The following is an 18817-nucleotide window of genomic DNA, read 5'->3' as shown; positions in this document are numbered from 1 at the left end:
TTCCTATGTCACATTACAAGATTGCGCCATCTATCTTGGCGGCAGATTATGCAAATTTTCAATCAGAACTGGAGCGCCTAGAGGCGGTTGGTGTTGAATATGTCCACATCGACGTCATGGACGGTCATTTTGTGCCCAATATCAGTTTCGGAGCTGACGTGGTGGCTGCCATGCGTCCCCATAGCAAACTGGTCTTTGACTGCCATTTGATGGTGTCCAATCCAGAAAATCATATCGAAACCTTTGCCCGTGCGGGTGCGGACATTTTAACCATTCACGCTGAGGCGACCCTACATCTGCATGGAACCTTGCAGAAAATCCATGCGGCGGGTATGAAGGTTGGCGTGGTTATCAATCCGGGTACGCCTTTGGTGACCATTGAGCCTGTGCTCAATTTGGTGGACCAAGTGCTCCTGATGACAGTCAATCCGGGCTTCGGCGGTCAGGCCTACATTCCAGAGGTGGCTGAAAAGATTGCAGCCTTGGTGGAAATGCGCAAGGCTAAGGGATTGGATTTTGACATCGAGGTCGACGGTGGTATTGATGATAAGACCATTCATTCTGCCAAGGACGCGGGCGCTAACGTCTTTGTGGCTGGCTCCTTCCTCTTCAAGGGTGACTTGGAGGCCAATGTTGCCAAGTTGAGAGCAGCTCTTCATGATTAGGGTCGCAGTCGTCGCTGGTGGACAGTTTGACAGCTTGCCTGCGCCTGTGGACCTCTATGTGGGCGTAGATGCAGGTTGTTTACGGCTTTTGGAAAATGACCTTCCTCTTGATATGGCAGTTGGCGATTTTGACTCGGTCAGCCCAGCGGATTTATCGCGGATTGAGGAAAGAGCAGAGCTGGTTATCAAGGCCCCAGCTGAGAAGGATGATACGGACTTGGAATTGGCGCTCAAGGAGATTTTCAAGCGGCATCAAACGGCACAGGTTCAGATTTACGCAGCCTTTGGCGGTCGAATGGACCATGTCATGACCAATTTGTTTCTGGCAGCAGAACCTAATTTGGCGCCATTTATGGAGCATATCGAGCTAGTGGACCAACAGAATGTCATTCGTTTTCGGCCGGCTGGACAGCACAGGATTTCACCGATTGCGGGTATGACCTATATTTCCTTCATGCCGTCCGACGGCAGTCGCTTGACCATCAAATATGCCAAGTATCCCTTGGACGACGAAAATTATTTTTACAAAAAATGCTACGCCTCTAACGAATTTATAGGTAGGGACATGGACATCAGTCTGGACACAGGCTATGTGGTCCTGATTTACAGCAAGGATAAGGATTAGATGGAAATACTACAAATCATCTTGCTGCTTTTGGTGGTGGTCGGTTTGGTCTTTCTCTATGGAAAATGGCAGAGCTTGTCTCTGATGTTGCAAGACCAGGCCGAGGACACAGCTGACCAATTGTCGGACCAGTTGACCTATCAATTGGAATCAACCAGTCTCAAGCAGCAACAGGTTCTCAGCCGTGAAGTCAATGAACTCCGGCGTGAACTCTATCAACAATTAACAGACATTCGGCAGGATATTCACCACAGTCTCCTGCAAAATCGTGATGCCACTGACCAGCGCCTCCAAGCTATTCAGGAGTCCAACGAAAAACGCTTGGAAGAGATGCGCCAGACGGTGGAAGAAAAATTAGAGAAAACCCTGCAAACTCGCCTGCAAGCCTCATTTGAAACAGTGTCCAAGCAGTTGGAATCTGTCAATCGTGGATTGGGTGAGATGCAGACAGTGGCGCGTGATGTTGGCAGCCTCAATAAGGTTTTGTCCGGAACCAAGTCGCGAGGCATCATGGGTGAGCTCCAGCTGGGACAGATTATCGAGGATATTTTGACGCCCAGCCAGTACGAGAGGGAATTTGCGACGGTTAAGGGTTCCGGAGAGCGGGTCGAATATGCTGTCAAGTTGCCGGGGCAATCAGCAGAGGATTATGTCTACCTGCCCATTGACTCCAAGTTTCCCCTGGCGGATTATTACCGTTTGGAAGATGCTTATGAAACCGGTGACAGGGACCAAATTGACTTTCACCGCAAGCAACTGTTGGCGGCTATCAAGCGCTTTGCCAAGGATATTCAGAGCAAGTATCTGAACCCGCCTGAAACGACTAATTTTGGTGTGCTCTTTTTGCCAACCGAGGGGCTCTATGCGGAAGTGGTCCGCAATCCCATTTTCTTTGATGACCTGCGCCGGCAGGAAAACATTGTAGTGGCAGGTCCGACGACCCTATCTGCCTTGCTCAATTCCCTGTCCGTCGGCTTTAAGACCCTCAATATTCAGCGGTCGGCCGACGACATCAGCAAGGTCTTGGGCAATGTCAAGCTGGAATTTGGCAAGTTCAGCGATCTATTAATCAAGGCCCAGCGCCAGATTAACCAAGCTAGCTCCAATATTGACAAGCTCCTGACGACACGGACGTCAGCCATTGAGCGGACCCTGCGCACCATTGAACTCTACGAAGACGACCAGACCAAGGGTCTGCTCGGCATTTCTCCATTAGAAGAGGATTTAGATGAAAATTAACCAAATGAAAGTAGATGAGTTCTTCGAAGGATTTTATCTGATCAAGTCATCCGATGTTCGTCAGACCAGAGCTGGCAAGGATTATCTAGCCCTGACTTTCCAAGACGATACGGGCGAAATTGATGGCAAGGTTTGGGATGCCCAACCGGGAAAAATCAAGGATTTTGTGGCTGGAGTGGTCGTTCATGTCCAAGGACGCCGCGAGGTTTACAATAATACGCCTCAGGTCAATCAGTTGGTGATCCGTTTGCCGAAAGCTGGCGAGCCAAATGATCCAGCGGATTTCAAGGAAAAACCGCCTGTTGATGTCAAGGACACCAAGGACTACCTGAGTCAGATGATTTTCCAGATTGAAAATGCGACTTGGCAGCGCATCGTTCGGGCTCTCTACAGCAAGTACGAAAAGGAATTTTATTCCTATCCAGCGGCCAAGACCAATCACCATGCCTTTTACTCCGGTTTGTCTTTCCATACGGCGACCATGGTTCGTCTAGCGGACAAGATTGGCGATGTCTATCCGCAGCTCAACAAGAGCCTGCTCTTTGCCGGGATTATGTTGCACGACTTAGCCAAGGTCATTGAATTGACAGGTCCAGACAATACGGGCTATACTGTTCGGGGCAATCTGATTGGGCACATTTCCTTGATTGATGAAGAAATTACCAAGGTTCTGATGGAATTGGGCATTGATGATAGTCTGGAAGAAGTAACCGTTCTCCGCCATGTTATTCTCAGCCACCATGGTTTGCTGGAATATGGTAGCCCAGTTCGTCCGCAAATCATGGAGGCAGAAATTCTCCACATGATTGACAACATTGATGCGGAAATGATGATGATGCTGACGGCTCTGGAAAAAGTGGGACCGGGCGAGATGACCAGCCGTATCTTTGCCATGGATAATCGCGCCTTCTACAAACCGGATATTGACCAATGAAGATGAAAACCAAACTGATTGCGTGCCAGCCCATCACCAAGGGCTGGTCTGCTGACCAAAAGTTTCTGGCTGTGGATAAACATGGTCAGAAATTTTTATTACGGATTGCGCTTGTGGAAAAGTTGGCTGATAAGCAGGCTGAATTTGCCCTACTCAAAATCTTGTTTGAGAGGAATTTGCCAGTGCAAAAAACAGTCGAATTGACTTATGATGGTCAGTCAGTCTACCAGATTTTTGAGTGGATTGAGGGGGAGGATTTGAGACAAGCGGCTCCGAATTTGTCGGATGAAACTCTTTATGAGCTAGGTTGCCAAGCGGAGAAGCTATTAAAAGTCCTTCATCAAATCCCAATTGACCAGACTAGCTTGGATTGGGAGAGCTATTATCAGGCTAAAATTGACAAAAAGACTGCGGCTTACCAGACTGCTAGCCATGCTTATGAGCAGGGTCAGGCTATGTTGGAGTTCATCGAGCGCAGTCGTCACTTGGTAGCGGGTCGTCCGATTGCTTATCACCACGGGGATTTCCATGATGGGAATATGTTGGTGGGCCAGGATGGTCAGCTTTACCTGCTGGATTTTGATCGTTTTGACAAGGGCGATCCTTGGGAGGAGTTCAATCGACTGATATTTACAGTGGAAACTTCTCCAGCTTTGGCTCGAGGGATGCTGGATGCCTATTTTGAAGAGACTATTCCAGAAGAATTTTGGCAGCTGCTGGCCCTTTATCTGACGGTCAATAGCATTGGAGCCTTGGTCTGGGCGGAAGAGGTGAATCCAGACCAGATTTCTCTGATGAAAACGCAGGCTAAACAGCTTTTTGATTGGTATCAGGGCTATAAGGAGGTCATTCCCTCCTGGTATCTAGGTAAAAACAGATAAAAAACGAAAAAAGCGGACTTTCTTGATAGAAAAAGTTCGCTTTTTGTGTGTTGGTGTGGTATAATGAAAAAAAGTGAAAGAGGAAATTGTTATGAAATTAAGAAGAAGTGAACGGATGGTGGTTATTTCCAATTACCTGATTAACCACCCCTATGAATTAACCAGTTTGAATACCTTTGCGGAAAAGTACGAATCAGCCAAGTCTTCGATTTCAGAGGACATTGCCATTATCAAAAAAGCTTTTGAAGAGAGCTCTATCGGACATATCGAGACCATTACGGGTGCTAGTGGGGGTGTTGTATTTACGCCATCTATTTCTAAGGAAGAATCGATTGAGATTGCCCAGAGCCTTCGCAATCAGATGGCGGAAAGTAGCCGTATCCTGCCTGGTGGCTATATTTATTCGTCGGATTTGCTGTCGACGCCCCATGTATTAAAAAATGTTGGTCGCATTATCGCGGATGCCTTTAAGGCAGAGAAGATTGATGCTGTTATGACCGTGGCGACCAAGGGGGTTCCTTTGGCCAATGCCGTTGCCAACGTACTCAATGTTCCCTTTGTTATCGTTCGTCGGGACTTGAAAATTACTGAAGGTTCGACCGTTTCGGTCAACTATGTGTCGGGTTCTAGCGACCGGATTGAGAAGATGTTCCTCTCTAAGCGCAGTCTCAAGGCCGGTAGCCGGGTGCTCATTGTCGATGACTTTTTGAAAAATGGTGGCACTATCAACGGTATGATTAGCCTCTTGACAGAGTTTGACTCGACCTTGGTCGGTGTAGCAGTTTTTGCGGAAAATCAAAAAGGCGACCGCAGTGTGGCTAACTACAAGTCTCTGCTAGCCGTGACCGATATCAATGTCAAAGAAAACCGAGTGGACGTTGAGTTGGGAAATATTTTTGATAGCAAGTAATAATCCGTCTCAAGACCGATGGAGAGATGGAAAATTTGGGGTATACTAATACCAATCCTAAATATTTTTCATAATCTCCTTAAAAAGCACTGGCCGTGATGGTCAGTGCTTTTGTGCTGAATTAAGAAAGGAAATTCAAAATCTCTTCTTCCGTCATGCTAGAGTCGCAACGAACTTGGACACCGTCTGCTTTGGCGACGAGGAGACCTGGTACAGTTGGGACACCGTAGTGGTCACGAAGGTTTTGAAGAGCTGGGCTCATCTGGCTAGAGTCCAGGAAGTTGACGGTCAGCTGATTTTCCTGAGCGACCTTGTGGAGTTTCGGTACAAAGCGATTGCAGTAGGGGCAGGTGGCGCGACCGATGAAGAGAATGTCCCCCTCTTTATCTGCCAAGAGCTTTTCAGCCTCTTGCACAGTAACAGTTGTAAAATCTTCGATGTAAGTTTGGAAATCCATAATGTTCCCCCCTTTTTTTCTTACATTATAGAAGAATTTAGCAAGAATTACAAAAGTCTGCTACGTTGGGAGCTTTATCTTCTGTAGTTATTGCTCTTGTCCCGTGTTTGTAACTCCTGAACCGTCTTCTAATTCTTGAGGTCACTGGCCTCCTAGAGCGTCGGACAGGGTGGGGAAAAATAGAGGGCGCAGAATTAGCGTAAGTAGAACCATATAAGAGGGGGGATAGTTTGCCTTTTTTGGCAAATGTGCTACAATGTAACACAAAAGAGGGAAAAGCATGGGTACAGTGACAGTTCGATTGAACCAAGAAGAGGAAACTTTTTTCAAAAGTTACGCGCAGTTGACAGGCCAAAGCCTCTCGAGTTTATTTAAGAAGGCGCTGGAGCGGACTATAGAAGATGAGTTTGATTTAAAAATCTACCACCAAGCCTATAAGGAGTACCAAGACGACCCTGAAACCATTTCGCACGCTGACTTCAAGAAAGAGCTAGGTTTTTAACATGTACCGTATTGACTATTCCAAAAGAGCACAGCGTCAGATTCGTAAAATGGATAAGCAGGTACAGAGGTTACTATTTGCCTGGATTGACAAACATCTGGACGGTACAGAAAATCCTAGGCAGCATGGCAAGGTCTTGACAGGTAACCGAGCTAATGAATGGCGCTATCGTATCGGAGATTACAGACTGATTTACGATATTCAAGAGGATAAGATGGTTATTCTAGCCCTTGAGTTTGGATACCGGAAAGATGTTTATTAGGCTGGTTTGACCAGTCTTTATTGTTTTCCTTGCTTGGTAGATATTTTGAAGAAAAACTAAAAAATAAATGTTTTTCAGGCATATTATATGTTCCCATTTGCTTGGAAAAGAGTTTTACTTTAAAAAATCCTCTTTTTAGGGTATAATGGTCAAAGAAAGTCAAAGAAAGAGGCGATTCCATGGCGATGAAAAATACATCAGACTATATCGAAGAGCATATCAAGGCTATCTTGGAGCAGGTCAATGTGGCGGAACTCCGTCGGAGTGAATTGGCCAGTCGGTTTGAGGTCGTGCCCAGTCAGATAAACTATGTCATTAAGACACGGTTTACAGCCAGTCGGGGTTATATTGTGGAAAGTAAACGCGGTGGCGGAGGCTATATCCGAATTGGCCGCATTACCTTTTCGGACAAGCATGAATTGGTTCGTGATTTGTTAAATAATATGGGCGACCAGTTGTCTGCGACCGTTTATAATGATATTTTACAGCTCTTGTTTGATGAGAAATTGATGACAGAGCGCGAGGGCAATTTGTTTCTTGCGACGGGTACAGATGAGGTGCTCGGCAAGGAAGCGGCAAGTATCCGGGCCCGCATGATGCGTCAGATTTTACGGCGCTTAGATAGGAAAGAGGATTAGGGGAATGAATATTTCAAAGGGATTGAAACGGGTCTTTGAGGATGCCCAGCTGATTGCCCAACGTTATAGTAGTGATTTGTTGGAGACCTGGCATGTGCTCTTGGCCTTTGTTATCAACCAAGATACAGTGGCTGGAGCGGTCCTGGCAGATTATCCACCTAGTGTGGCAGACTATGAGCATGCTACCTTTGTCGTGACCGAAAAAGTCTATCAGGAGGACATAGAGTCCTTCAAGGTTTTGCCGTCGTCCAAGCGTTTGGATGAGAAGGCAGCCAATGCCAAAACCATTGCGCAGGCCGTCAAGGCTAAGGAAGTAGGAACAGAGCATCTTTTCCTAGCCATGCTTTTGGACAAGAAAACAGTGGCCAGTCAGATTTTGGACAAGGTTGGTTTTCACCATGAAGACTCGGATGATAAGATTCGCCTGCTAGATTTGCGGAAAAATCTTGAGACCCGTGCAGGCTTCAACAAGGAAGATCTTAAGGCCATTCGTCTGGCCTTGAAGGGGCGCAAGGCTCCTCAACAGACCATGGGGCAGATGATGGGTGGCGGTATGCCTCAGCCCCAGACAGGTGGTTTGGAAGATTACACCCGTGACTTGACTGCCTTGGCTCGTGAAGGCAAGATGGAGCCTGTTATCGGTCGTGATACTGAGATTTCGCGTATGGTGCAGATTTTATCGCGCAAGACCAAGAATAATCCTGTCTTGGTCGGTGATGCGGGTGTCGGGAAAACAGCCCTGGCCCTGGGACTTGCTCAGCGTATAGCGTCGGGAGATGTTCCGCCTAGCCTGGCTAAGATGCGGGTCTTGGAGCTGGATTTGATGAGTGTGGTTTCTGGGACCCGTTTCCGTGGGGATTTTGAGGAGCGGATGAACAATATCATAAACGACATCGAAGAAGATGGTCAGGTGATTCTTTTCATTGATGAGCTTCATACTATTATGGGCTCTGGTTCTGGGATTGATTCGACCATGGATGCGGCCAATATCCTCAAGCCTGCTCTGGCGCGTGGCACTCTGCGGACGCTTGGTGCGACGACCCAGTCGGAATATCAGAAACATATCGAAAAGGATGCTGCTCTGGTTCGCCGTTTTGCCAAGGTCATCATCGAAGAACCAACAGTGGCGGACAGCATTGCCATTTTGGCAGGTCTCAAAGGGACTTTTGAAAAATACCACAGGGTCCAAATCACAGATAGTGCTGTCGAGACGGCCGTGACCTATGCCAAGCGGTATTTGACCAGCAAACGCCTGCCGGATTCAGCAATTGACTTACTAGACGAATCAGCGGCAAGGGTGCAGAACCGTGTCAAGGGTCAGCCAGTTGCGACAGGCTTGACAGTCCTTGACCAGGCCCTCATGGCTGGCAAATACAAAACGGTCAGCAAGCTCCTCCTGGCTGAGAAAGAGGCTGTTAAAGCCGGCCAAGGTTACGACTTAGAAGTGACGGAGGCAGATATTTTGGAGACCCTCAGTCGCCTGTCGGGTATTCCAGTGCAGAAACTCAGCCAGACAGATGCCAAGAAATACCTGAACCTGGAAGCAGAACTCCACAAGCGGGTCATCGGTCAGGACCAGGCCATCTCAGCCGTCAGCAGAGCCATTCGACGCAATCAGTCTGGCATTCGGACCGGTCGCCGTCCAATCGGTTCCTTTATGTTCCTGGGGCCAACAGGTGTCGGCAAGACCGAGCTGGCTAAGGCCCTGGCAGAAGTCCTCTTTGATGATGAGTCGGCACTAATCCGCTTTGATATGTCCGAGTATATGGAGAAATTTGCGGCCAGCCGCCTCAACGGTGCGCCTCCAGGCTATGTTGGCTATGAAGAGGGTGGCGAGTTGACGGAAAAAGTCCGCAACAAGCCTTACTCTGTCCTTCTCTTTGACGAGGTTGAAAAGGCCCACCCAGATATTTTCAATATCCTCCTCCAGGTCTTGGACGACGGTGTCTTGACAGACAACAAGGGGCGTAAGGTAGATTTCTCTAATACGATTATTATCATGACCTCCAACCTTGGGGCAACTGCCCTGAGGGACGATAAGACGGTTGGTTTTGGTGCCCTTGATTTGTCCAAGAGCCAGGAGCATGTGGAAAAACGGATTTTCGAGGAATTGAAAAAGGCCTACCGCCCAGAGTTTATCAACCGTATTGATGAAAAGGTTGTCTTCCACAGCCTATCTGAAGCGGATATGCAGGATATTGTCAAGGTCATGGTGCAGCCGCTGATAGCTATCACGGCCGAGCGTGGTCTGACCCTCAAGTTGCAACCGTCTGCTCTCAAACTCCTAGCGACAGAAGGCTACGATCCAGAAATGGGTGCCCGTCCGCTCCGCCGTCTCTTGCAGACCAAGCTGGAAGATTCATTGGCAGAAATGCTCTTGCGTGGTGACCTGGTTGGCGGTCAAACCCTTAAAGTGGGCGTCAAAGCTGGCCAATTGAAATTTGACATAGTGTAAGAAGAAAAGGGAGAACGCATTCGCCATTTTCCTAAAATATAAAATGTAAATAGGTATCTTATGAAAAAAACTGTTGCTGTTATTTTTGGGACCTTTGCGCCTATGCACAAGGGTCACATTGACCTGATCCAGCGGGCCAAACGAGCCTGTGACCGAGCGGTGGTCATCGTATCTGGTTATGAAAATGACCGTGGGGACAAGATTGGCCTGGGTCTGCAAAAGCGTTTTCGCTATATTCGTGAAACTTTTAATGACGAGTCCTTGATTTCGGTTTATAAGCTAGACGAAACAGGCATGCCTCCTTATCCAGAAGGTTGGACGCCCTGGCTAGAGGCCTTGCAACAGCTGGTGCAGGCTGGCGAAGACGAGGAATTGGTCTTCTATGTTTCTGAAAAAGAATACTCTGCGGAGCTGGAAGAGCGTGGCTTCAGAGCATCTTTCACCGAGCGTAATTTCGGTATTTCGGCTACCCTGATTCGGGAAAATCCAGCCAAGCACTGGAACCTGATTGCCAAGCCCTTCAGACGGCATTTTTCAAAAAATGTCTTGGTGGTTGGTTCGGCCTCAAACGGTAAGACTACCCTGGTCAAGGATTTGGGACGCTATTATTCCTGTCCTGTCTCCCTAGAGTACGCCCGCTATTACCAAAAGCGCTACAATGTTCGTGACGATGAGTTGACAGGCAAGGATTACAATTACCTGCTGACGGGCCAGTATCGCCAGACCTCTGACTTGATTGACTCAGACACCAACCGCGGGCTGGTCATTGCGGATACCAATGCGACTGTGACCGAGGCCTACTATAATTACTATATCGGCGAAAGCTCCAGCTCCTTCCATTCCCTCTGTGCTGACACGGTCAAGAATGAAAAGTGGGACTTGATTATCTTTGTCCTGCCGACAGGTAACTATGTGGACGACGGTTTTCGGGACATGTCTATGGCCGACCAGGAAGTACGCCATGCTTTTACGGAGTTATTGAAAAAATTAGTGGCAAAAAATCACCCAGATGCGCATTTGGCCTTTATCGGTGGGTCCTATCTGGAAAACTATCAAAAATCCATTGATCTGATTGATGCCATCTATCAGGAATTTTAGGAGAAAATCGGAGATATGGAAAAAATAAAACAGATGCTGACTGGCTGGGTGGAGGGCATCCGAAATGTCCCTGCCACCTTTGCGAAATTAGGCCAGGCAGCCAAGGAATTAGGATTTTTCGGGCTCTTGAAGGCAGCCTTTGCGGATATGTTTTTGGGACGGACAGCCTTTCAGTGGCTCTATCTCATCGGCCTATCCAGTGTGCCGCTGATTTTAGAGTTTACCAGCGGTAGCGACAAACACGACTGGATGGGGCTCTTTGCCTCCTGGACGGGTATTGTCTGTGTCATCATGGTAGCAGAAGGCCGGGCTAGTAACTATGTTTTTGGTTTTATCAACAGTCTGATTTACTTTGTGCTTTCCTATAATAGTGCCTTTTATGGGGAAGTGATGACAGCTGTTTTCTTCTTGGTCATGCAGCCTATTGGCCTTTATACTTGGTTGGCTGCCCGTGTCAATGAAACCGAGGATGAGACGCCTGAAATCAGCGAATTTGAAACCCGCAGTCTGTCTTTCTTTGGCTGGGTCAAATGGCTGAGCTTCACGGCTCTTGTCTGGGGGATTTTTGGTCTTCTCTACCAATCTATCGGATCTGCCAGACCCTTCCGAGATTCTGTGACAGATGGAACCAACTGGACAGGGCAATTTCTCATGACATATCTTTATAGGGAACAGTGGCTCTTCTGGATTGCGACCAACCTCTTTTCTATCTACCTCTGGTGGGGAAATTCCATCCAAATGCAGGCCATGTACTGGGTCTACGCTCTCAATAGTGTCGTCGGCTGGTACCAATGGTCCAAGGCTATGAAAAAGGGATAGGAAATTAAAAACTTAAATACAAAAACAACCTCCGAGTCAGCATTCGGAGGTTTTGCTATTGCTACCAGCCATAATTTGGCTCTTCACAGGTCATCAGGGCTTGGAATAGTTCTTCGGGCGTAGTGACTTTCAGCCCACCGTATCTATGGTCCTGGACATTGGGAGAGGGGTCGAGGTAGTAGAGCTGCTCAATATCCTTCCCGTCTTCTGTGGTCAGATAGCCAATACCAATGACGTTGTGCTCCCCTTTTTTACTAGGATACATCACAGCGGAGTCAAAAGTGTAGTACATAGGGTAGCCAGCATCAATATTTTCCCTGACCCTCTGCTTAAACAAGGCCATCTCTTGTCCAGCTGGATTAGGGTCCGTCACCGTCACCAGCCGATAGCCAGCCTGACCATCTGTAGGATATTCATAGCCGAAAAGATGTTTATTGAGGATGCGAATGGCGTCACGATTATGGGTGCCAAAAGGCTCGTAGGTTCCCATTTCAAACGCCAACTGCTTCTGCCCAACATGGACGCCCTGACTAGATAGCATCATACTGACAGTCGTCGGAGCGCAATAGTTCCAGACAGTTTGGATTTGCGGTTGGACACTTAGCTGTTTTTTGATTCGCTTGGATGCCGGCTTTTCCTGCTCTGGTTCGGAACTCGGTGTGGTCTCATTTGGTTCATTTTCTTGGGTAATGGCAGAGCTACTGGAGCTTGAAGAGCTAGGGTTTTTAGTCTGTTCTCCACTTGTTTTGACAACAGAGCTACTTGTCGCCTTTACTTCAGGGGAGGCCTGCTCCTGCCGAGGGACAAGCAGAAAAAAGCTGGCAGAGGCAAGAATGAGAGCTAAAGAAGACAGACAGAGACTGATAAGAATAGCTTTTGATTTCATAGCCACCTCCTGGAGGATTTTTTAAAACATTTCACAATATTAGTATATTATAATTATATATATTTAGCAAGAACTATCCATAAAAAATGGCTGAGGCATGCCCAACCATTTCCTTATATTTTATTTAGTAACACGTCTTTTGCGGAGATGACAAAGGAGACCAGCTGGAACTGATCTCCTTTTGTTTATTTAACTTGTTTTGCTTGATAGGCAGCGCGTGCTTGGTCGAAGAGTTCTTGGACTTCTTCGATGGTTTCGGCACGGGATACGGCACCACGGATTTTAGCGGCACCAGCTGAGCCACGCAGATAGTGGGGAGCAAGACCACGGAATTCGCGGACGGCAACTGACTCGCCCTTGAGATTGGTCAATCGGGTCAGATGGTCGAAGGCGACATTGAGTTTGTCATCGAAGGAGAGGTCGGGCAGGACTTCTCCTGTTTCAAGATAGTGGTTGATTTGGTTGAAAATATAAGGATTTCCCATAGCAGTCCGTCCGACCATGACAGCATCAGCTCCGACTTCCTCGATTCGCTGGCGGGCATCTTCTACATTGCGGATGTCGCCGTTTGCGATGAAGGGAATCTTGGTCAGGCTGCCAGCTACCTTGGTCAAGGTCTCTAGGTCAACTGTTCCTGTGTACATCTGTTCGCGGGTCCGACCGTGCATGGCTAGGGCAGCCACACCGCCACTTTCTGCGGCCAGGGCATTTTCGACCGCCAGGTCGGTATTGTTCCAACCGGTCCGCATCTTAACGGTCAAGGGAATATCGAGGACCGAGGTCACTTCCTTAATGATGTGGTAGATCTTGTCGGGGTCCTTGAGCCACTTGGCACCTGCCTCGTTCTTGATGACCTTGTTGACAGGGCAGCCCATGTTGATGTCCACGATATTAGCCTTGGTGTTGGTTTGGATGAAGTCGGCAGCCCGTTTCAGTCCTTCGGCGTCGCCACCGAAGAGTTGGATGGACATAGGGTATTCGTTGTCGTCAATATGGAGCATATGGAGGGTCTTCTCGTTGTTATAGAGAAGGCCTTTTTCAGAAATCATTTCCATAACGACTAGGCCTGCGCCCATTTCCTTGGCAATGGTGCGGAAGGCCGAGTTGGTCACGCCGGCCATTGGGGCCAGCACGCAGCGATTGGGGATTTCCACATCACCAATCATGAAAGGGGTATTGAGGTTAGCCATTGATGAGTTCCTCCAAATCGTTTTCGTCAAAGTGGTAATGGGTCTGGCAGAATTGGCAGGTGATGTCCACGCCCTTGTCTTCCTCTTTCATCTCTTGCAGGTCCGCTTTTGGCAAGCTGGCTAGAGCATCGAGGAAGCGGTCTTTAGAGCAGTCGCAGACAAAGCCGATTTCTTCTTCTGATAGGCGTTTGAAGTCGTCGTCGCCATAAATGGCGGATAGCAGAGCTTCTATGTGGTTTTCAGAAGCCAGCAGGCTTGAAATGGCAGGCATTTCTTGGATGCGTTTTTCGAAACGGGCAATTTCAGCCTCAGTCGCACCTGGTAAAACTTGCAACAAGAATCCGCCAGCTACCTTGACCTTATCTTCTTCGTCTAATAACACATTAAGTCCCACCGCAGACGGTGTCTGCTGGCTGTCTGTTAAGAAATAAGCAAAGTCTTCACCGATTTCACCAGAAATCAAAGGGGTCATGGAATTGTAAGGGTGGCCTGTTCCGTAGTCTGTGATGACTAGGAATTGCCCATTGCCTACAAGAGGCCCAACGATGACTTCGCCAGTTGATGTTCGTTTGTAGTCCAAGTCTGGGTTTTGGATGTAGCCCTTGACCTGACCTTTGGTATTGGCAACGGAGATGATAGCCCCAACGGCCCCGCTGGCTAAGATTTTGAGGGTGATCTTGGTATCACCTTTTTCGTTGGCAGCCAAAATCTGATTGGCAATGAGGGTGCGACCTAGAGCTACGGTCGAAGAAGCCATGGTGTCGTGTTTTTCTTGAGCTGTACGAACAGTTTCTGTGCTGTCCAGAACATAGGCACGAAAATGCCCGCTCTTTGATAGTGTCTTAATAATTTTATCCATAAGGACTATTATAGCACAAGTGGAGAAAATGGGGAAAGGGAGAGTTTTTTTGAAAAAGAAAACCTCGGTTTATTCCGAGGTTAGTTGTCATGTGTAATGGGACGAATGGTGACTTGATCTAGTAAACGTTGCACGATTTCTTTTGGTGCTACCCCCACTCCGTTTTCCATGGCATTAGCTGTTCCGCTAGCAATAGCATAACGAATAATGCTTTCATCGTCTAGCTTGTTAGCAAATGCGTATATCGCTCCAGCGACAGAAGCATCACCAGATCCCGTTGGATTTACCAAGTCAATCGTAGGAGCAGTCACATCGTAGAGTTGGCCGTTGAATTGAGCAATTGCACCTTGACCACCGCAGGATACCAGCGTGTAGGGAATAGGTGACGGATTGGTCTGTAGGTGGGTAAGAACTTCTTCTTTTGAAGACAATTCCTGACCAACCAACTCGGAAAACTCATGAATGTTCGGCTTGATGAAGTCAGGCTTGTAGGGGGCTTTGTGGACAATATTGTACAAGGATTGACGTGAAAAGTCAGTCACAATGGTAATAGGAAAGCCCAAGTCCTCTCGGAGTAATTGGATAAGTTCATCATAAAAATAAGGGTCATCAGAATGGACAGAGCCGTTAAGGGAGACAATGGAAGGTTTTTCTTGTTTGGCAATGTCTAAGATTCGGTTGAAAATGGTCGTTTTCAATTCTGAGCTAACCTTTGGACCAGCCTCTACAATTTCTGTGTGGGTCCCTTGGTTGTGCATGATTGTAATGGAGTGTCTGGTTTCATCCTCTACAGGAATATAGAGAGAGCGGAAAGTTTCCTCTTCCAAATGTCGCTTGAAAAAGTCACCTGTTTTTCCACCCACCAGAGCCAGTGAAGTTGCATTGATTCCCAAATGCGAAAGGGCACGGGAACAATTGATTCCTTTGCCTGCAGCCATAATGGTAGAAGGGCTAAAACGATTGTGTTTGCCAAGTGTAAATTGCGGTTCAAAATAAAGTAGGTCAACAGAGGGGTTTAAAGTAACAATGAGAACCATAGGGGAAATCCTTTCTAGTTGAACTAAGAAATAATCGGTGTATATGCTTCGTAGTGCTCCTTGGTATCAGAACTGACACCTTTATCGGTAATAATGGCGGTCAATTGATCCAACTTACCAAAAATGTAGGAATCACTTTTTCCAAATTTTGTGTGGTCAATGACCAGATAGGTTTCTTTTGCTTGTTTCATAACTTCAGTTTGCAAGCGTCCAGCGGAGGGAGAAAAAGTTGTCATATTGTTTTCGGAAACGCCATTTGTCGCCAAAAAAGCATAATCGATTGAAAAATTTTGGATTAGTTTTTCTGCATGTAGGCCATGGAATTCAGCGGTTTTAGGATAGAATTCTCCTCCTGTCAAATGGACATTTTTAAAGTGATGGTCAATGAGCCAATTAAATGTAATCAGGCTATTGGTAATAATGTGTTTATGGTCATTTCGCAAGTGTTTGGCCAAGGAAAGAATGGTCGTCCCTGCCCCCAGATAGATGACGCTATCAGGACGAATCATCGCATTAGCAGTTACAGCGATTTCTTCCTTTTCCTTGGTATTCAGTGTTAATTTTTCATAGGTCGGTTTGACACGAGCCACTTTACGCACACCACCGTGCTCTTTGATGATTTTTTGTTGTTTTTCTAATTCATTGATGTCTCGCCGAATGGTCATGATAGAAACACCAAGTTCTTGGGCGAGGTCTGAATAAGAAATGATTTCGGCTCGGTCGGTGATGTCTAAGATTTCCTTTTGCCGATTAGCTTTCATACTATTGTTTCCTTTCTATATAGGATAGTTCCCCTTATTCTTTCTATCATATCACAAGTCAAAGGGAGATAAAAACCATTTTGTGTAACAAATGATTAACAAAAAGACACAAAAATTTTACTGAAAGCGTTGACAACGATAAATAAATGGTTTATAATCATATTATAACAAAAGATTAACAAAAAAGTTAACAAAAAGAGGTGAAAAAATGTATAAAGATATGTTACAAGCTGATTTAATTCGATTGGATTGTAATGTTTCCGAGCATACTGACCTGTTTCAATTAATTGGAAAGGAGTTAAAAGAAAAAGGATACGTTACAGATCAGTACCTTGAGGCTTTGTTGGAAAGGGAGCGAGAATTCCCTACGGGCCTCAAGACACGTCATGTTAACATTGCAATACCGCATACAGACCCTCATGTTATCGAGCGACCATTTATCTATGTTGTCAAAAACAGCCAACCGATAAATATGTTGCAAATGGGAGATAATTCTGAGATGACCTGTCAGTATTTCTTGTTCCTAGGTATTAAGGATCCAAAAGGACAGGTGGGACTGTTGGCGGCACTCATGGATATATTTTCGCAGGAAGCATTTGCCCACCAATTTATTCAAGCGGAAACACCCTTGGATATGTATCAATTACTAAATCATTATTTATAAAGGAGACAGTCTTATGGCAAGAAAACTAATTGTAGCGTGCGGTAGTGGTGTTGCAACCAGTACAACCATTGCAGAGAAAATAAAAACTCGTTTTGAAGATGACAACATTAGTTATCCAGTAGAAGCAGTTGATTATAAGTCAATTTTAAATGAGTTGCCACAGGCAAGTATCTACGTTTATATCGCCAAGCCAGAAACAGAGGTTTTGGAAGAAGCAGAACGCCTAGGTGTATCTGTTTTTCCAGGTGTGCCATTCTTGACAGGCATGGGTGTCGATAGCGTTTACGAAGAAATCGTAGAGGCAACTAAAAAATAAGGAATCAATCAAAATACATTATAAAGGAGAATGACAATGGGAGTCTTTCAAGATATCATTCAATGGATATTGAATTTAGGATCCGCAATCTTTGTTCCGCTCATTATTCTTGTACTGGGCTTGTTGGTAGGGATGAAATTTAAAAAAGCTTTCATCTCCGCTATTACATTGGGGGTAGCCTTCACAGGTATGGGGATGATTATTGGTTTCATGTCCAATGCCGTATCGCCTGCGTCTGAAGCTCTGGCCTTAAATACCGGCATCTCCCTTCCAGCACTTGACTTGGGTTGGACTGGTGCAGCTAGTATTGTATGGTCTTGGACCTTTGCTTTCACCTTCTTTGCTGTTCAAATTGCTATCAACGTGTTGATGCTTAGTTTGAATTGGACAAAAACCTTGAACGTGGATATGTGGAACGTTTGGGGGAAAGCCTTGACTGGTTACTTGGTATATTATGTGAGTGGTCATTTATGGGCTGGCTTCTTGGTGGCAGCTATTCAGGTTATTTTAGAATTGAAAATGGGCGATATGTTCCAAAAACATATTGAAGATTTGACAGGTATTCCAATGGTAACGGTTACCCACTGTATGAACCTATCTGCTGTCTTCATGTTGCCAGTGAACAAATTGATGGATAAAGTACCATTCTTGAATAAAAAAGCTGATACAGATGCTCTTCGTAAGAAAATCGGTATCTTCTCTGAAAACTCAGTAATGGGCTTCATCATTGGTGTCTGCCTAGGTTTTGCAGGCGCCTACACCGTTTCAAATTCATTGAACTTGGGTATTCAAGTTGCTACTGCCATGGCTCTATTCCCAATGGTAAGCAAGCTCTTTATGCAATCCCTCTCTCCATTAGCTGATGCTATGTCAGAGTTTATGAAAAAACGTTTCAACGACCGTGAAGTTTATATTGGTATGGACTGGCCATTGTTGGCAGGACGCTCAGAGGTATGGGTAACTCTTATCCTCATGGTACCAATTTTCATCGGTTACTCTCTCATTTTGCCTGGAAATACTGTATTGCCAATTGCAGGGGTATTGAACTATTCTATTGCAGTAGGAGGCCTCTTGCTTACAGGTGGTAACTTGGCACGTATGATGATTCTCGGTGTCATTTACCTTCCGCTCTACCTTTACAGTGCAACTTATTTTGCTCCTATTTTGACAGGCTTGGCAAATTCAACTGGTGCAGTTGAGGTAGAAAAAGGTCAGTTGATTACTTGGTCCACTATTGAAGCACCAGAACTCCGTATCTTGTTTGCGGAAGCGTTCAATGGTAATATACTCGGTATTGGAGGGGCGGTTCTCTTCCTAGCACTCTTTGTTTGGTTGTATAAGACAATGACAGCACAAGAAGTACCGTCAAAACGTTATGAAAACTAAAAAAGCATATTGGCTAACTTTATTATTGGTGGCAGTTGTCCTTTTTCTGCTAGGTTTAAATACAGGAGTGTATGTATTTAACTTGTTAGCGATTGGGATTAGCTTTCTAGTCTATCGAAATGGCTATGATGTTTTATTCAAAGAGTACGACGATAGCCAAAAAGAAAAACGAGAAACAGCAGAAAAGATTTATGCTGCCTTGAGGGAAGGAAAAAAGAAAGGCGAGTAAGCAT

General features: G+C 46.2%; 22 protein-coding genes. 16 read left to right on the top strand and 6 right to left on the bottom strand.

Going from position 1 to position 18817, the window contains the following annotated elements; all coding sequences use genetic code 11:
* Positions 1-5: 5 nt before the first annotated feature.
* The 6 genes from rpe to purR all read left to right on the top strand — a co-directional run bounded on the left by rpe (position 6) and on the right by purR (position 5254).
* On the top strand, positions 6-665 hold the full coding sequence (rpe, locus tag ACHBID_RS02145) for a ribulose-phosphate 3-epimerase (protein WP_105111725.1): 660 nt from the start codon (positions 6-8) through the stop codon (positions 663-665).
* Positions 658-1290, top strand: coding sequence for a thiamine diphosphokinase (locus tag ACHBID_RS02140; protein ID WP_105122243.1), 633 nt, complete (start codon positions 658-660; stop codon positions 1288-1290). The genes rpe and ACHBID_RS02140 overlap by 8 nt, the downstream gene beginning before the upstream one ends.
* Positions 1291-2529, top strand: a complete 1239-nt coding sequence (locus ACHBID_RS02135) for a DNA recombination protein RmuC (protein ID WP_105136986.1) — start codon at positions 1291-1293, stop codon at positions 2527-2529.
* On the top strand, positions 2519-3463 hold the full coding sequence (locus ACHBID_RS02130) for a 3'-5' exoribonuclease YhaM family protein (protein ID WP_105122241.1): 945 nt from the start codon (positions 2519-2521) through the stop codon (positions 3461-3463). Before ACHBID_RS02135 ends, ACHBID_RS02130 begins: the two co-directional genes overlap by 11 nt.
* Entirely contained in the window at positions 3460-4344 is an 885-nt protein-coding gene (locus tag ACHBID_RS02125; RefSeq protein WP_394731573.1) for an aminoglycoside phosphotransferase family protein, read from the top strand. Before ACHBID_RS02130 ends, ACHBID_RS02125 begins: the two co-directional genes overlap by 4 nt.
* A 91-nt stretch (positions 4345-4435) precedes the next feature.
* Positions 4436-5254 carry a pur operon repressor gene (purR, locus tag ACHBID_RS02120; RefSeq protein ID WP_105111720.1) on the top strand — a complete coding sequence of 273 codons (819 nt, stop codon included), beginning with the start codon at positions 4436-4438 and terminating at the stop codon, positions 5252-5254.
* A gap of 121 nt (positions 5255-5375) precedes the next feature.
* On the opposite strand, the gene ACHBID_RS02115 is transcribed toward purR, so the two are convergent.
* A complete protein-coding gene (locus ACHBID_RS02115) occupies positions 5376-5711 on the bottom strand; it encodes a thioredoxin family protein (protein WP_105111719.1) in 336 nt (111 codons plus the stop codon).
* A gap of 280 nt (positions 5712-5991) precedes the next feature.
* Here ACHBID_RS02115 and relB point away from each other — a divergent pair, with 280 nt between their 5' ends.
* The 6 genes from relB (at position 5992) to pnuC (ending at position 11485) form a co-directional block, all read left to right on the top strand.
* Positions 5992-6213, top strand: a complete 222-nt coding sequence (gene relB / locus ACHBID_RS02110; RefSeq protein ID WP_105111718.1) for a type II toxin-antitoxin system RelB family antitoxin — start codon at positions 5992-5994, stop codon at positions 6211-6213.
* A 1-nt stretch (position 6214) separates the two neighbouring features.
* Positions 6215-6475, top strand: coding sequence for a type II toxin-antitoxin system RelE/ParE family toxin (locus ACHBID_RS02105; protein ID WP_394731572.1), 261 nt, complete (start codon positions 6215-6217; stop codon positions 6473-6475).
* A 179-nt stretch (positions 6476-6654) separates the two neighbouring features.
* Complete coding sequence (locus ACHBID_RS02100) at positions 6655-7113, top strand: CtsR family transcriptional regulator (protein ID WP_172021050.1); 459 nt, start codon at positions 6655-6657, stop codon at positions 7111-7113.
* Positions 7114-7117: 4 nt separating this feature from the next.
* The gene (locus tag ACHBID_RS02095) at positions 7118-9568 is read left to right on the top strand and encodes an ATP-dependent Clp protease ATP-binding subunit (protein WP_394731571.1); all 2451 of its coding nucleotides are present in this window, start codon (positions 7118-7120) and stop codon (positions 9566-9568) included.
* A gap of 60 nt (positions 9569-9628) precedes the next feature.
* Entirely contained in the window at positions 9629-10666 is a 1038-nt protein-coding gene (locus ACHBID_RS02090; RefSeq protein ID WP_105122239.1) for an AAA family ATPase, read from the top strand.
* A gap of 15 nt (positions 10667-10681) precedes the next feature.
* Complete coding sequence (pnuC, locus tag ACHBID_RS02085) at positions 10682-11485, top strand: nicotinamide riboside transporter PnuC (protein WP_394731570.1); 804 nt, start codon at positions 10682-10684, stop codon at positions 11483-11485.
* 61 nt (positions 11486-11546) lie between these two features.
* Here the strand turns inward: pnuC and ACHBID_RS02080 are convergent, their stop codons facing one another.
* From ACHBID_RS02080 to ACHBID_RS02060, 5 genes are all read right to left on the bottom strand, one after another.
* Complete coding sequence (locus ACHBID_RS02080; RefSeq protein ID WP_394731569.1) at positions 11547-12371, bottom strand: C39 family peptidase; 825 nt, start codon at positions 12369-12371, stop codon at positions 11547-11549.
* A 185-nt stretch (positions 12372-12556) separates the two neighbouring features.
* Complete coding sequence (gene dusB / locus ACHBID_RS02075; RefSeq protein ID WP_394731568.1) at positions 12557-13561, bottom strand: tRNA dihydrouridine synthase DusB; 1005 nt, start codon at positions 13559-13561, stop codon at positions 12557-12559.
* Entirely contained in the window at positions 13554-14420 is an 867-nt protein-coding gene (gene hslO, locus ACHBID_RS02070; RefSeq protein WP_394731567.1) for an Hsp33 family molecular chaperone HslO, read from the bottom strand. The genes dusB and hslO overlap by 8 nt, the downstream gene beginning before the upstream one ends.
* 80 nt (positions 14421-14500) lie before the next feature.
* Positions 14501-15457 carry a 1-phosphofructokinase family hexose kinase gene (locus ACHBID_RS02065; RefSeq protein WP_394731566.1) on the bottom strand — a complete coding sequence of 319 codons (957 nt, stop codon included), beginning with the start codon at positions 15455-15457 and terminating at the stop codon, positions 14501-14503.
* Positions 15458-15480: 23 nt separating this feature from the next.
* Positions 15481-16218, bottom strand: a complete 738-nt coding sequence (locus tag ACHBID_RS02060; protein WP_394731565.1) for a DeoR/GlpR family DNA-binding transcription regulator — start codon at positions 16216-16218, stop codon at positions 15481-15483.
* Between the two features lie 208 nt (positions 16219-16426).
* On the opposite strand from ACHBID_RS02060, the gene ACHBID_RS02055 reads away from it, so the two are divergent.
* The 4 genes from ACHBID_RS02055 to ACHBID_RS02040 are packed head-to-tail and all read left to right on the top strand — an operon-like array spanning position 16427 to position 18813.
* Entirely contained in the window at positions 16427-16882 is a 456-nt protein-coding gene (locus tag ACHBID_RS02055) for a PTS sugar transporter subunit IIA (RefSeq protein WP_170239024.1), read from the top strand.
* A 13-nt stretch (positions 16883-16895) separates the two neighbouring features.
* Positions 16896-17198 (top strand): PTS sugar transporter subunit IIB, encoded by a 303-nt coding sequence (locus ACHBID_RS02050; RefSeq protein WP_024377731.1) that lies wholly within the window; start codon positions 16896-16898, stop codon positions 17196-17198.
* A gap of 36 nt (positions 17199-17234) precedes the next feature.
* Positions 17235-18584 (top strand): PTS galactitol transporter subunit IIC, encoded by a 1350-nt coding sequence (locus tag ACHBID_RS02045; RefSeq protein WP_104929502.1) that lies wholly within the window; start codon positions 17235-17237, stop codon positions 18582-18584.
* A complete protein-coding gene (locus tag ACHBID_RS02040) occupies positions 18574-18813 on the top strand; it encodes a hypothetical protein (RefSeq protein WP_024377718.1) in 240 nt (79 codons plus the stop codon). The genes ACHBID_RS02045 and ACHBID_RS02040 overlap by 11 nt, the downstream gene beginning before the upstream one ends.
* Positions 18814-18817 lie beyond the last annotated feature (4 nt).

Origin of the sequence: Streptococcus sp. A25 (genome assembly GCF_043674095.1) — a bacterium.
Classification (GTDB): domain Bacteria; phylum Bacillota; class Bacilli; order Lactobacillales; family Streptococcaceae; genus Streptococcus; species Streptococcus suis_V.
This window is presented reverse-complemented; position numbering and strand designations above follow the sequence as displayed.